11 protein-coding genes are annotated in these 13,899 nt (G+C 72.5%); 3 read left to right on the forward strand and 8 right to left on the reverse strand.

Annotated elements, in window-relative coordinates; translation table 11 throughout:
• Window positions 1–131: 131 nt before the first annotated feature.
• Window positions 132–1,766: a penicillin-binding transpeptidase domain-containing protein gene (locus DRB89_RS11935; protein ID WP_112448271.1), complete on the forward strand. Its 1,635-nt coding sequence runs from the start codon at window positions 132–134 to the stop codon at window positions 1,764–1,766.
• A gap of 68 nt (window positions 1,767–1,834) precedes the next feature.
• Here DRB89_RS11935 and DRB89_RS11940 read toward each other — a convergent pair whose 3' ends face one another.
• The 5 genes from DRB89_RS11940 to DRB89_RS11960 all read right to left on the reverse strand — a co-directional run bounded on the left by DRB89_RS11940 (window position 1,835) and on the right by DRB89_RS11960 (window position 6,324).
• Window positions 1,835–2,308, reverse strand: coding sequence for a YbaK/EbsC family protein (locus DRB89_RS11940; protein ID WP_112448272.1), 474 nt, complete (start codon window positions 2,306–2,308; stop codon window positions 1,835–1,837).
• A 74-nt stretch (window positions 2,309–2,382) separates the two neighbouring features.
• Complete coding sequence (locus DRB89_RS11945) at window positions 2,383–3,546, reverse strand: serine hydrolase domain-containing protein (protein WP_112448273.1); 1,164 nt, start codon at window positions 3,544–3,546, stop codon at window positions 2,383–2,385.
• A gap of 64 nt (window positions 3,547–3,610) precedes the next feature.
• Window positions 3,611–4,372, reverse strand: a complete 762-nt coding sequence (locus DRB89_RS11950) for an ABC transporter ATP-binding protein (RefSeq protein ID WP_112448274.1) — start codon at window positions 4,370–4,372, stop codon at window positions 3,611–3,613.
• Between the two features lie 118 nt (window positions 4,373–4,490).
• On the reverse strand, window positions 4,491–5,258 hold the full coding sequence (cbiQ, locus tag DRB89_RS11955) for a cobalt ECF transporter T component CbiQ (RefSeq protein WP_112448275.1): 768 nt from the start codon (window positions 5,256–5,258) through the stop codon (window positions 4,491–4,493).
• Window position 5,259: 1 nt separating this feature from the next.
• A complete protein-coding gene (locus tag DRB89_RS11960) occupies window positions 5,260–6,324 on the reverse strand; it encodes an energy-coupling factor ABC transporter permease (RefSeq protein ID WP_112448276.1) in 1,065 nt (354 codons plus the stop codon).
• 183 nt (window positions 6,325–6,507) lie between these two features.
• On the opposite strand from DRB89_RS11960, the gene DRB89_RS11965 reads away from it, so the two are divergent.
• Window positions 6,508–6,942, forward strand: a complete 435-nt coding sequence (locus tag DRB89_RS11965) for an SsgA family sporulation/cell division regulator (protein ID WP_112448277.1) — start codon at window positions 6,508–6,510, stop codon at window positions 6,940–6,942.
• Window positions 6,943–7,068: 126 nt separating this feature from the next.
• On the opposite strand, the gene DRB89_RS11970 is transcribed toward DRB89_RS11965, so the two are convergent.
• Both DRB89_RS11970 and DRB89_RS11975 read right to left on the reverse strand, forming a co-directional pair.
• Window positions 7,069–9,294, reverse strand: coding sequence for an MMPL family transporter (locus DRB89_RS11970; RefSeq protein WP_112448278.1), 2,226 nt, complete (start codon window positions 9,292–9,294; stop codon window positions 7,069–7,071).
• Between the two features lie 154 nt (window positions 9,295–9,448).
• On the reverse strand, window positions 9,449–10,039 hold the full coding sequence (locus tag DRB89_RS11975) for a TetR/AcrR family transcriptional regulator (RefSeq protein ID WP_112448279.1): 591 nt from the start codon (window positions 10,037–10,039) through the stop codon (window positions 9,449–9,451).
• Window positions 10,040–10,246: 207 nt separating this feature from the next.
• Here DRB89_RS11975 and DRB89_RS11980 point away from each other — a divergent pair, with 207 nt between their 5' ends.
• Complete coding sequence (locus DRB89_RS11980; RefSeq protein ID WP_112448280.1) at window positions 10,247–13,552, forward strand: S41 family peptidase; 3,306 nt, start codon at window positions 10,247–10,249, stop codon at window positions 13,550–13,552.
• Between the two features lie 120 nt (window positions 13,553–13,672).
• Here the strand turns inward: DRB89_RS11980 and DRB89_RS43705 are convergent, their stop codons facing one another.
• Window positions 13,673–13,849, reverse strand: a complete 177-nt coding sequence (locus DRB89_RS43705) for a hypothetical protein (RefSeq protein WP_204357688.1) — start codon at window positions 13,847–13,849, stop codon at window positions 13,673–13,675.
• Window positions 13,850–13,899 lie beyond the last annotated feature (50 nt).

Consider the following 13,899-nt stretch of genomic DNA (forward strand, 5'->3'; position numbering starts at 1 on the left):
GGGGCATGTTCCGGTCCGGTAACAAGGCCGTCTCCCGTGCGTCCGTTCGACGTAGGGTCTGCATCAAGGGCCCTTTGAACGCGTTCAGCGGTCGGGGAAGGGGCCGTCGTACGGGGGACGGGGACTGTGGAGTGAACGGGGCTGCCAAGGGCGCCATCATCGGCGGGGTGTTCCTCGCGATGCTGGGCGGAGCCGGGTACGGGGTGTACGCGCTGGTGGGGGACGCCGGCGCGAGCGAGAGCAAGAGCGCGTCCGGACCGTCGGCGCCGGCCAAGGGCACGGGGCCGGTCAGCGACAAGGACGCGGCGCGGACCGCCGCGGCCTTCCTGGCCGCGTGGGCGTCGGGGGACGCCCGGGCCGCCGCCGACCTGACGAACAACCCTGCGGCCGCGCAGGCCGCCGTCGGGGACTACAAGAGCGCGGCGGGCGTGGCCAAGGCCGTGATCACCCCCGGTGCGCAGACCGGGGCCACGGTGACGTACTCCGTCGCCGCCGAGGTGACGCTCGCGGGGGTCACCAAGCCGCTGGCCTACGAGTCCAAGCTCACCGTGGTGCGCGGCAACACCACCGGACTGCCGCTGGTCGACTGGCAGCCCTCGGTGATCCACCCGGAGCTCCAGAAGGGCGACCGGCTGCGCGGGGGCACCCCGGACAACCCGCCGGTCAAGGCCGTGGACCGCAACGGCAAGGAGCTGACGGCCGAGAAGTACCCCTCGCTGCGCGCGGTGCTCGACAAGCTGCGCGCGACGTACGGGGAGAAGCTGGGCGGCACGAGCGGCACCGAGCTGTGGATCCAGCCGGACAGCGCGGACGCCCCCAAGCGGAGCCTGCTGACGCTGGCCGAGGGCACCCCGGGGCGGATCGAGACCGTGCTGGACGCCGATGTGCAGGAGGCGGCCGAGAAGGCGGTCCTGAAGTTCCCGCAGGCCTCGGTCGTCGCCGTGCAGCCCAGCACCGGAAACGTCCTGGCCCTCGCCGACCACCGCGGGGACGGCTTCCCCGCGTCCATCAGCGGTGCCCGCGCACCGGGCTCCACGATGAAGATCGTGACCGCCGCGATGCTGCTGGACCGGGGCCTGGTGTCGGCGGACAAGGTCGCCGAGTGCCCGGCCGACGTGTCGTGGGAAGGCCGGACCTTCAAGAACCTGAAGGGCTTCAAGCTCGACAACGAGCCCTTCTCCACGAGCTTCGCGCAGTCCTGCAACACCGCCTTCATCAAGCAGATCAAGCCGGTCAACGACATCGGCGCGCTGCCGAAGGAGGCCCGCGAGGTCTTCGGCATCGGCGTCGAGTGGAAGGTCGGCGTGCCCACCGTCGACGGGAAGGTCCCGCCGGCCACCGGGCCGTCGGCGGCCGCCGCGTACATCGGGCAGGGCGAGGTCCAGATGAACCCGCTGACCATGGCCTCGATCACGGCGACGGCCCGGACCGGGGTGTTCCGCCAGCCGGTCGTCGTCAAGTCCTCGCTGGACGGGCGCACGCTCGCGAAGGCCACCCGGTCGATGAAGCCGTCGGTGACGGCGCAACTGGTGCGGATGATGAAGCTGACGGCGACCGAGGGGACGGCCCGGGGTGCGATGGCCTCGGTCGGCGGCTCCGACAAGGGCGCGAAGACCGGCTCGGCGGAGGTCGACGGCGCGCAGAACCCGGACAGCTGGTTCACCGGCTTCAGCGGTGACGTCGCGGCCGCCGCGATGGTCGAGGGCGGCGGCCACGGCGTCGACGCGGCGGGCCCGATCGTGGCGGCGGTGCTGAACGCGGGCTGAGCCCCGCCCGGGTCAGCTCCCGTCAGCGCGCCGTCAGCACCCGGTCAGCGCGCCCGTCAGCGCCCCGGTCAGCGCTCCCGTACGTCGGCCAGGTCGGCGCCCGCGTGGGCGATCAGCTCGCGCGGGGCCATCGGGAACACCGTGTGCGGGGTCCCGGCGGCCGCCCAGACCACCTCGTGGACGAGCAGGGAGCGGTCCGCCAGGACGCGGGTGCGGGTGCGGTGGCCGAAGGGCGGGACCCCGCCGATGGCGTAGCCCGTGGTCTCGCGGACCAGCGCCGCGTCGGCCCGGGTCACGGCGCCGGCGTCCAGTTCCCGGCGCACCGCCTCGACGTCGACCCGCGAGGCCCCGTCCATGAGCACGAGGACGGGCACCCCGTCGGCCGCGAAGATCAGTGACTTCACGATCTGGCTGAGCTCGCACCCGATGGCGGCGGCCGCGTCGGCGGCGGTCCGCGTCCCGTCGGGGAAGCTCCGTACGTCCGGCGCCAGGCCCAGGGAGGCGAGGGCTTCGGCGAAGAGGGGATGTGCGGTGGTCGTCATACGGGCACGCTAACGCGGGACCCCGTACCGGACACCGGATTTCCCCGGGGCGGAACCCGCCCCCGGTCACAGCACTAGAGCGCCGAGCGGACCGCCCGGACCAGGGCCTGGGCCCGGGGGTCGGCCGTGACCGACTTGGCCAGGGCGTTCGTGACGTAGCCGAAGCCGATGCCCGCCTCCGGGTCCGCGAAGGCCAGCGAGCCGCCGCGGCCCGGGTGGCCGAAGGAGGCCGGGGACAGCAGCGGGGAGGCCGGGCCGTGCAGCATGTGGCCCGGGCCGAAGCGGGTGTTGACCACCAGCACCCGGTCCGGGCCGGCGGACAGTTCGCGGCCCGCCAGGGCGGTGGTGTCCGGCGCGAACAGCCGCGCGCCGTCCTGCGTGTCGGACAGCAGCGCGGCGTAGAGGCCCGCCAGGGCGCGCGCCGTGCCGATGCCCGCCGACGCGGGCAGCTCGGCCGCGCGGTACTCGGGGGCGTTCTCGTCCGGCAGCGGATCGATCGCCGCGAAGGCCCGGCGGGTCAGGGACCCGGGGTCCGCGTAGGCCTCCGAAACGTTCCTGCGCGGCCTGAGCTTCAGCGCTCCCGCCGACTGCGGCGCCTCCACCGGCGCGACCCGGCCCACCCGCGGGGCCTCCCCGTCCGGCAGGCCGATCCAGAAGTCCAGCCCCAGCGGCCCGGTCACCTCGCGCGCCAGCCACTGCCCCAGCGACTCCCCCGTCACGCGCAGCACCAGCTCCGACAGCAGCCAGCTGAAGGTCTGCGCGTGGTAGCCGTGCGCACTGCCCGGCTCCCAGAAGGCCCGCTGCCCGGCGACCGCCCGCGCGCCCGAGTGCCCGTCCACCGCCTGCGCCGGGGTCAGCCCCCGGTCCAGCGCCGGCACCCCGGCACGGTGCGCGAGCAGGTCCCGCACGAGCGCCCGCTCCTTGCCGCCCGCCTTGAACTCCGGCCAGTAGGAGGACACCGGCGCGTCCAGGTCCAGCAGTCCGCGCTGGTGCAGCAGCAGTGGGACCACCGCCGCGACGCCCTTGGTCGCCGAACGCACCACCTGCGCGGTGCCGGCGGTCCACGGCCCGGTGCCGTCCGCGTCCTTCGTACCGGCCCACAGGTCCACGACCCGCCGCCCGTCGCGGTAGACGGCCACGGCCGCGCCGCGGTCGCCGAGCGCCTCGAAGTTGCGTACGAAGGCCTCGCGGACGGCCTCGTAGCCCTCCGCCACCTCACCCTGGATGTTGACGTTCACGGGCGGTCCAACAACCCGCGGTCCGCGCTTATGCCACCGCCGCCTGTGCCGCCTACGCCTACGCCTACGCCACCGACACAGAACGCGGGTCGAAGCCGAAGGGCAGCTCCAGCCGGTGTGCCCGCATCAGCTTCTCGTCGCACAGCACGTCCTGGGTGCGCCCGTCCGCCACGATGGTCCCCTCGCTGAGGATCACCGCGCGCGGGCAGAGCTCCAGCGCGTACGGCAGGTCGTGGGTCACCATCAGCACCGTGACGTCCAGCGAGCGCAGGATGTCCGCGAGCTCCCGCCGCGAGGCCGGGTCCAGGTTGGAGGACGGCTCGTCGAGCACGAGGATCTCGGGGCGCATGGCCAGCACGGTCGCCACCGCGACCCGGCGGCGCTGCCCGAAGGACAGGTGGTGCGGAGGCCGGTCCGCGAAGGCGGCCATCCCGACCTGCTCCAGCGCCTCGCGCACCCGCTGCTCCAGCTCGGCTCCGCGCATTCCGGCGGCGGCCGGGCCGAAGGCCACGTCCTCCCGCACGGTCGGCATGAAGAGCTGGTCGTCGGGGTCCTGGAAGACGATGCCGACCCGACGGCGGACCTCGGCGAGGTTGCGCTTCTCCACGGGCAGCCCGGCCACGGCCACGGTGCCGACGCCGCCGGTCAGGATGCCGTTGAGGTGCAGCACCAGGGTGGTCTTGCCGGCGCCGTTGGGGCCGAGCAGCGCCACCCGCTCCCCGTGCCCGACGGTCAGGTCGACCCCGAAGAGGGCCTGGTGGCCGTCGGGGTAGGCGTAGGCGAGGCCGGAGACCTCCAGGGAGGCCGGCACCTTCAAAGCGTCCATCTGATTCTCCTCACGGTATTGATTCCACTACGATGGGTCACCTGCACCAGCAGCGGTCAGGGCTTGGCCGTCATGCGCCTCCTCGGAGGCAAGTGAGAAGCCGCCCCAGGCGGAGGAGTCACCCGATCAGACAGACGGCTGTCAGCATGACGGCCAGTGCTGTCAAAGGGAGCGCAGAGGCGCGCGCCCACTCTGTGGGCGTGGCCGCGACTTCGTCGATCACCGGCATCGAGCCCGCGTAGCCGCGGCTGACCATCGCGAGGTAGACCCGCTCGCCGCGCTCGTAGGACCGGATGAACAGGGCGCCGGCCGTTTTGGCGAGGACGCCCCAGTGCCGGATGCCGCGCGCCTCGAAACCGCGGGAGCGGCGGGCGATGGACATCCGGCGCAGCTCGTCGCTGATCACGTCGCCGTACCGGATCATGAAGGAGGCGATCTGCACGAGCAGCGGCGGCAGCTTGAGCCGCTGCAGGCCCAGCAGCAGGGCCCGCAGTTCGGTGGTGGAGGCGAGGAGTACGGAAGCGGCCACGCCCAGGGTGCCCTTGGCCAGCACGTTCCAGGCGCCCCAGAGGCCGGAGACGCTCAGCGACATGCCGAGGAACTCCACCCGCTCGCCCTCGGCCACGAAGGGCATCAGGACGGCGAAGGCGACGAAGGGCACCTCGATCAGCAGCCGGCGCAGCAGGAAGCCGGCCGGGATCCGGGCCACGGCGGCCGCCGCCGCGAGGAGGACGGCGTAGAGCCCGAAGGCCCACACGGCCTCGCGCGGTGTGGACACGACGACGATCACGAAGGCGAAGGTCGCGGCGAGCTTGCAGTGCGGCGGCAGGCCGTGGACCGGCGAGTGCCCGTGCCGGTAGAGCTTGTGGGCGTGGCCCGCACCCATGTCAGGCCGTCGGTACGGCCGTGGAGGCGGCCGTGAGGTCGGCGCTGCGGCGGCGGCGGACGGTCCAGAAGACGCCGGTGCCCACGGCGACGGTCGCGCCGACGCCGATCATGCCGGCGAGGCCGCCGGAGAGTCGGGCGTCGGAGACGTCCTTGACGCCGTAGTCGGCGAGCGGGGAGTCGGCGACGGCGTGCTCCGTGACCTTCTGGTCGATGCCCTTGTCGGCGGCGACCTTCTCCAGGCCGTCGGGGCTGGCGGAGGCGTAGTAGGAGACGAAGCCGGCCAGCACGAGGGCGGTGACCAGGCCGGTGATCCACACGGGCTTCGTGGAGCGGGCGGCGAGGGCCGCCGGGGCCGCGGGCGCCGGGGCCGCCGGGGCGTCGACGAGCTCGCCGCCGACGCGCAGCTTCAGCGGGGCGGACAGGCCGCGGGCGCCGTGCACGAGGTCGGGGCGGACGGCGATCACGGCGCCGACGGTGGCGGCGGTGATCAGGGCCTCGCCGATGCCGATGAGGACGTGGACTCCCACCATGGCGCCGAACACCTTGGCCAGTGGGACGTCCGTGGTGCCGCCGAGGGCGAAGAGGAGGGTGAAGAAGGCGGCCGCGGCGGGCACCGAGAGCAGGGCTCCGGCGAAGGCGGCGACGGTGACCGAGCGGCGGCTGTCGGGCAGCAGCTTGACCAGCCCGCGGAAGACGGCGTAGGCGACGACCACGGTGACGACGCCCATGGTGACGATGTTGACGCCGAGGGCGGTCAGGCCGCCGTCGGCGAACAGCAGGCCCTGCATGAGCAGGACGACGGACACGCAGAGCACCCCGGTGTAGGGGCCGACGAGGATCGCGGCGAGCGCGCCGCCCAGCAGGTGGCCGCTGGTGCCGGCGGCGACCGGGAAGTTCAGCATCTGGACGGCGAAGATGAAGGCGGCGACGAGGCCGGCGAGCGGCGCGGTGCGCTCGTCGAGCTCCCGGCGGGCGCCACGGAGGCTGACCGCCACGGCTCCGGCGGCGGCGACACCTGCGGCGATGGAGACGGGGGCATCGATGAAGCCGTCGGGCACATGCATGGTTTTGCTCCGCTTCCTGCGGTCCGTTGAACTGACAAAGTCTTTAACCGTTTAAGAATAGTGCCCAATTGCAAACGGTTGGCAAGAGCGTCAGCGTCACAAATAGACCCGCGCGGATTCGTGGGAATGTGCGAGGCTGGGGGCAATACGGACGCATATGTTCCGATTCGAGGAGTCTTGTCGATGTCAGCCACCGCCGAGAATCCACCCGCCGGCCCGACCGCCACGGCCGCCGGCGGGTCCACCGCCACGGCGACCGCGCCCTTCGTCGAGGAGCGGGTGCGCGCCCGCGTGATCACCGATGACCCGCTCTACCGGACCATTCCGGTTTCCCTGCGCTTCGTCCCCACCGAGCCCCTGGCCGTCCGGATCGTCTTCCCGGCGGACCTCTCCCCCGAGGGCACGGACAACGAGTGGGTCCTGCCCCGCGCCCTCCTGGAGGCCGGCCTCCAGGCGCCGACCGGGACCGGAGACGTGCGCGTCTGGCCCTGCGGGCGCGTCCAGGCCGTCGTCGAGTTCCACTCCCCCGAGGGTGTCGCGGTGGTCCAGTTCGACATCGCCGCGCTGCGCCGCTTCCTGCGCCGGGCGTACGCGCCCTCGCCCGCCGCCACCCGTTAGGCGGAGCCCCGGCCGTCCGCCCGAAACGGAGACGGGACCGGAGACGGAACCGGAAACGGAACCGGGACCGGAAACGGGACCGGCCCCGCACCGGTGAGGTGCGGGGCCGGTCCTTCGTTCGGACGCTCAGACGTTGACCAGCTCGCGGTCCTTGTCCGGGCCTTCGGAGCCGTCGGAGCCGTCGGCGCCGTCGGCGGACTCGCCGAGGTGCTTGCGCAGGCTCTCGCCCTCCACGTCCACGTTCGGCAGGATCCGGTCGAGCCACTTCGGCAGCCACCAGGCCTTGTGGCCGAGCAGCGCGAGGACGGCCGGGACGATGGTCATCCGGACGACGAAGGCGTCGAAGAAGACCGCGATGGCCAGGCCGAAGCCGATCATCTTGACCATCTGCTCGGTGGCGCCCATGAAGCCCGAGAACACCGCGATCATGATGACGGCCGCGGCCACGACCACCCGGGCGCTGTACTGGAAGCCGGTCACGACGGCCTGGCCCGGCCGCTCGCCGTGGACGTACGCCTCACGCATGCGGGTGACCAGGAAGACCTCGTAGTCCATGGCCAGGCCGAAGACGACGCCCACCATGAAGATCGGCATCATCGACATGATCGGACCGGTCTGCTCCACCCCGAAGAGCGAGCCGAGCCAGCCCCACTGGAAGACCGCGACGACGGCGCCGAGGGCGGCGACCACCGAGAGCAGGAAGCCGAGGGCCGCCTTGAGCGGGACCAGGATCGAGCGGAAGACGAGCATCAGGAGCAGGAAGGCGAGGCCGACGACGAGGGCCAGGTAGGGCAGCAGCGCGTCGTTCATCTTCTGCGAGAAGTCGATGTTCATCGCGGTGGCGCCGGTGACGAGGACCTCGTCCCCGCTGCCGTCGCGGATCTCGTGGACCAGCGCCTCGGTCTGCTCGGAGGACGGGCGGTCCTTCGGGACGACCGTGATGACGGCGGCGTCGCCCTCCTTGTTGAGCGCGGGCGGGGTGACCGCGGCCACGCCCTCCAGGCCCTTGATCCGCTCGGCGGTCTGGTCCGCGAGCGCCTTGTCGCCGTCCACGACGACCATCAGCGGGCCGTTGAAGCCCGGGCCGAAGCCCTCGGACAGCAGGTCGTACGCCTGGCGCTGCGTGGTGGACACCGGCTGGGAGCCGTCGTCCGGCAGGCCCATCTCCAGCTTGCCGGCCGGGATGGCCACGGCGCCGAGGCCGATGACCGCGACCAGCAGCACCATGACCGGGCGGCGCAGGATGAAGCGGGCCCAGCGGGTGCCGCCGTTGGGCTTCTGCTCGGCGCCCTCGGCGACCGGCTTGCCCTTGCCGAACAGCTTGGACTTCGCGCCCGCCGGCAGCACCTTCTTGCCGGCGAACCCGAGGAGCGCGGGGACCAGCGTCAGGGCGACGAGGACGGCGATGACCACGGTGCCGGCCGCGGCGGCGCCCATCTTGGTGAGCATGGGGATGTTGACGACGGCCAGGCCCACGAGGGCGATGACCACGGTCAGACCGGCGAAGACGACGGCGGAGCCGGCGGTTCCGACGGCCCGGCCCGCGGCCTCCTCGCGCTCGCGGCCCTCGGCGAGCTCCGAGCGGTAGCGGGAGACGATGAAGAGCGCGTAGTCGATGCCGACCGCGAGGCCGATCATCATCGCGAGGGTGGAGGTGGTGGAGCCCAGGTCCAGCACGTTGGCGAGCGCGGTGATGGAGGAGATGCCGATGCCGACGCCGATCAGCGCGGTCAGCAGCGGCAGCCCGGCCGCGATCAGCGAGCCGAAGGTGATGACCAGGACGACCGCGGCGATGGCGATGCCGATGATCTCGCCGGAACCGGTCTCGGGGGTCGCCATCAGGGCGTCGCCGCCGATCTGGACGTTCAGGCCGGAGGCCTTCGCCTCGATGCCGGATTCCTTGAGGGCCTCACGCGTCGGGTCCGTCAGCTCCATGGAGCTGACCTTGTACTTGACGCTGATGTAGGCGGTGGAGCCGTCCTGGCTCACGGCCTGCGCCTCGAAGGGGTTCGCGACCGAGGCGATCTGGTCCCGGCCGACTCCGTCCTTCAGCTCGGAGACCATCTTCTCGACCTGCGGCTTGACCGCGGCCGAGTCGACCTTCTCGCCCGCCGGGGCCTTGATCACGATGCGGGCGGTGGCGCCGTCGGCGGCCATCCCCGGGAAGCGCTGGTCCAGCAGGTCGAAGGCCTTCTGGGCCTCCGTGCCGGGTATGGAGAACGAGCCTGAGGTGGGTGCGGACGCGGAAGCCGCGCCGAAGCCTGCGACGAAGAGCAGCGCCACCCAGAGGAGGGCGACGAATCGACGGCGCCGGAAGGCACCCCTGCCGAGTCGGTAAAGGAAGGTGGCCACGTCGGTGGTTCTCCCGTTCGGGTCGTGGGATGGAATCAGGGCATGGAATGCCGGTCCGACGACGAGAGCGGCGTGTCAGGAGCAGCAGGAATCGAGCTCGGGCGCGGGGACGCCTCGGCGGAACAGCGGGGACGGCGGGGAGCAGTGGGGAGGATCAGACGCCGAGGGCGGGGAGGACCACGGCATCGATGAAGTCACCGAGGAAGCTCCGGTCGACGGACCGGTCCTCGATGAGGGGAAGGGCGATGAACGCCCCGATGAGCATGTGCGGGACGAACGGCAGGGCCGGACAGTCCGGGGCGATCTCGCCTCGGTCCACCGCCCGCTGCAGCATCGCCTGCAGACCGGTGATCTCCGGGTCGACCAGCAATTCCCGTAGCGCCTTGTGGAGCTCGGGGCTCTCGTGCACCGCATGGGTCAGGCCCCGCATCAGCGCGGTGTCCTTCGCCATCTGGGCGTCGTCGGAGTTCTCGATCATGACCCCGAAGTCCCCGCGTAGGCTGCCCGTGTCGATCTCCCGGAGGGAGACCGGCTGGGTGCAGCGCAGAGCCTTCGCGACCAGCTCGGGCTTGCTCCCCCACTGGCGGTAGAGGGTGGCCTTGCTGGACTTCGTACGGGCGGCGACCGCGTCCATGGTCAGCGCCTCGTAGCCGACTTCGCGCAGGAGGTCGAGGACCGCCCCGTGGAGTTCGGCTTCCCGCTCGGGGGTGATCCGGCTGCGGCGCGACATGACTTCTTCGACCATCTCGGCGCCTCCTCCCGACCGTTCCATCCGAACGAAACTGTTTCGTACGGATAGACCATACCCCCCTGTCAAGCGAAACGAAACCGTTCCGTTTCGCTTGGGCAGTGGTGTCGGTCACCCGCTGAACGCCTCCGGGCGCCCCCGCGACACGCGCATGGATCACCTGTACGAGTTGCCAGCCCCCCTCGGCACGGAAAGCATTGGGGGGTGAGTCACGACGCGGCGTACCTCCGGTTCCCCCATCTCCACGACGATGTGCTGTGCTTCGCCACCGAGGACGACCTCTGGGTCGCACCCCTGGTTCCCCCCGGAGCGCCGGCGGGCCGTGCCTGGCGGATCACCGTCGACCGCACCCGGGTCGGCCACCCCCGCTTCTCCCCCGACGGCAAGCACATCGCCTTCACCACCTGGCGCAGCCTCGACCCGGAGATCCACCTGGCCCCGGTGTCGGGCGGCCCGGCCCGCCGCCTCACCTACTGGGGCTCCACCGACACCCGGGTCTGCGGCTGGACCCCGCCCGACAAGGACGGCCGCAGCGACATCCTGGCCGTCTCCTCGCACGGGCAGCCCTTCTCCTACTTCTCCTGGGCCTACAGCCTGCCCACCGACGGCAGCCCCGGCGGCCGGCTCCCCTGGGGCCCCGTCTCCGACATCGCCGTCCACGACGACGCCCCGGGCGGTCCGGGCGCGGAGGGCGGCGCCGAGCGGCGCACCCTGCTGCTCAGCGGCAAGCCGCCGCACGAGCCCGCCGCGTGGAAGCGCTACCGCGGCGGCGCCACCGGCCGGCTCTGGCTGCACGGCGAGCGGCTGCTGGAGGGCATCGAGGGGCACCTGGACTCCCCGATGTTCGTGCAGGGCCGGATCGCCTTCCTCTCCGACCACGAGGGCATCGGCAACCTCTACTCCTGCCTGCCCGACGGCACGGACCTGCGCCGGCACACCGACCACGCGGAGTTCTACGCCCGGCACGCCTCCAGCGACGGCCGCCGCGTCGTCTACCAGTGCGCCGGGGACATCTGGCTCGTCGACTCACTGGCCCCCGACGCCTCCCCGCGCAAGCTGGAGGTCCGCCTCGGCGGCCCCCGCGCGGGGCGCCGCAGCTACCAGGTCCCGGCCGCCAGCCACGTCGACTCGCTCTCCGTCGACGCCACCGGGCGGGCCAGCGCCGTCGTCGTGCGCGGCAGCCTGTACTGGCTCACGCACCGCGACGGGCCCGCCCGCACCATCGCCGACACCCCGGGCGTACGGGTCCGTCTGCCCGAGATGCTCGGCAGCGGCGGGCAGGTGGCGTACGTGACCGACGCGGAGGGCGAGGACGCGATCGAGATCGCCTACCTGCCCCGGGCCTCGGGGGACCGGGAGCCGCGCCGCCTCGCCTCCGGCGCGCTGGGCCGCGTACTGGAGCTGCTCTCCGATCCGGACGGGGAGCGGCTCGCGATCGCCTCCAACGACGGGCGGCTGCTGCTCATCGACGCAACCGAGGAGTCCAACGGGGAGGCCAGCGAGCTGATCCGGTCCGACAACGGGCCCGTCACCGACCTCGCCTTCTCCCCCGACGGCTGCTGGCTCACCTGGTCGCACCCGGGCATCGGCCGCTCGCTGCGCCAGATCAAGATGGCCCGGATCTCCGGACCCGGCGCCCACACCGTCGTGGACGTCACCAACGGCCGCTTCGAGGACGAGAACCCCGTCTTCACCCGGGACGGGCGCTACCTGGCCTTCCTGTCGTGGCGCGGTTTCGACCCCGTGTACGACGTCCACACCGGCGACCTGTCCTTCCCGCTGGGCTGCCGCCCGTACCTGGTGCCGCTCTCCTCGGCGACCCCCTCGCCCTTCGCCTTCTCCCCCGACGGCCGCCCGGCGGCGGGCGGGCTCGACCCGGTCGAGGGGGAAGCGGAGGCGGCCGACGGCGCGGTCACGGTGGAGGTGGAGGGGCTCGAGAGCCGGGTGACCCCCTTCCCGGTGTCGGCGTCCAAGTACTCGGCCCTGTATCCGGTGCACGGCGGCGGGCTGGTGTGGCTGCGCTGGCCGATCTCCGGCGCGCTCGGCGAGACCTTCGCCAATCCGGCCGACACCAGCGGCAAGCCGACCCTGGAGTACTTCGACCTCACCAAGGCCCGCAAGACGGAGCTGGCCTCCGGACTGGACTGGTTCGCCGTCAGCGGCGACGGCACCCGGCTCGTCGTCAACGACGACGGGGACCTGCGCGCGGTCCCGGCGACCGAGTCGGGCGACACCGACTCCACCGTCTACCTGGACCTGCGGCGCATCCTGCACGAGGTGGACCCGGCGGCCGAATGGCGCCAGGCCTTCGAGGAGGCCGGGCGGCTCATCCGCGCGTACTTCTGGGAGCCGAAGATGTGCGGCATCGACTGGGACGGCGTACTGCGCCAGTACCGACCCCTGGTCGAACGGGTCGCCTCCCCCGACGAGTTCGCCGACCTGATGCGCGAGGTCCTCGGCGAGCTCGGCACCTCGCACGCCTACGTCTCCCCCGCCCGCCGCAACGAGGGCCCCCCGCACTACCAGCGGGCCATCGGCCTGCTCGGCGCCAACCTCTTCCCCCGCGACGGCGCCTGGGTCGTCGGCCGGATCCTGCCCGGCGAGTCCTCCGACTCCAAGGCCCGCTCCCCGCTCGCGGGCACCGGCATCCGGGAGGGCGCGGTCCTCACCCACGTCGACGGCCGGCCCGTCGACCCGGTCACCGGGCCGTACCCGCTGCTGTCGGCGGCCGGCGGCACCACCGTGGAGCTCACCTTCGAGCCCGCGGAAGGACAGGGCCGCGCCCGCCGGGTCGCGGTCGTGCCGCTGATCGACGAGCGTCCGCTGCGCTACCAGGACTGGGTGGCCAAGCGCCGCGCGGTGGCCCGCGAGGTCAGCGGCGGCCGGTGCGGCTACCTCCACATCCCCGACATGGGCGGCTCGGGCTGGGCGCAGTTCAACCGCGACCTGCGGGCGGAGATGTCGAAGCCCGCGCTGATCGTGGACGTGCGCGGCAACGCGGGCGGGCACATCAGCGAGCTGGTGGTGGAGAAGCTGACCCGCTCGATCCTCGGCTGGGACCTGACCCGCAACGCGCAGCCGGTCTCCTACGCCTCCAACGCGCCCCGGGGCCCGATCGTGGCGCTGGCCGACGAGGCGACCTCCTCCGACGGCGACATGATCACCGCGGCCTTCAAGCTGCTGGGGCTCGGCCCGGTCATCGGCCAGCGCACCTGGGGCGGGGTCGTCGGCATGACCGGCCGGCACACCCTGGGCGACGGCACCGTGATCACGGTGCCGATGAACGCGGCGTGGTTCCCCGAGTACGGCTGGTCGGTGGAGAACCAGGGCGTGGAGCCCGACCTGCCCATCCTGCGGACCCCGCTCGACTGGGCCGAGGGACGGCACGCGCAGATGGACGACGCCGTGAACCTGGCGCTGGAGCTGCTGGAACAGGATCCGGCGGCGGTGCCGCCCGGCTACACGGACGTACCGGACCGGCGGCGGCCGAAGCTGCCGCCGCGGGGCTGATCCCGCGGGCGCATGCCCCCGAAGCTGCCGCCGCGGGGCATGCGAAAGGGGTGCGGCCCGGGAACGGCGGGTCGCACCCCTCGACTGTCGCTCAGTAGCGCTACTGGTCGCTGCTCGTCACTACTTGTCGAAATTCTCGTCGAAGGTGTCGCGAGGCTTGTCCCCGGCCTGCTCCCTGGCCCGGTCCACGGCCTGCGACGTGCGCTCGGACGCCTCGTCCTGCTTGCCCGCGGCCGCGGCCTTCGCCCGCTCCGCGAGGTCCTTCGCCTTGTCCTGGAACTGGTCCCTGATGCCCATGTGTCCTCACTCCTGATGCGGTGTTCGTCAACGGGAACCCGACCAGGCTT

The organism is Streptomyces sp. ICC4 (genome assembly GCF_003287915.1).
GTDB classification, from domain to species: Bacteria; Actinomycetota; Actinomycetes; order Streptomycetales; family Streptomycetaceae; genus Streptomyces; species Streptomyces tritrimontium.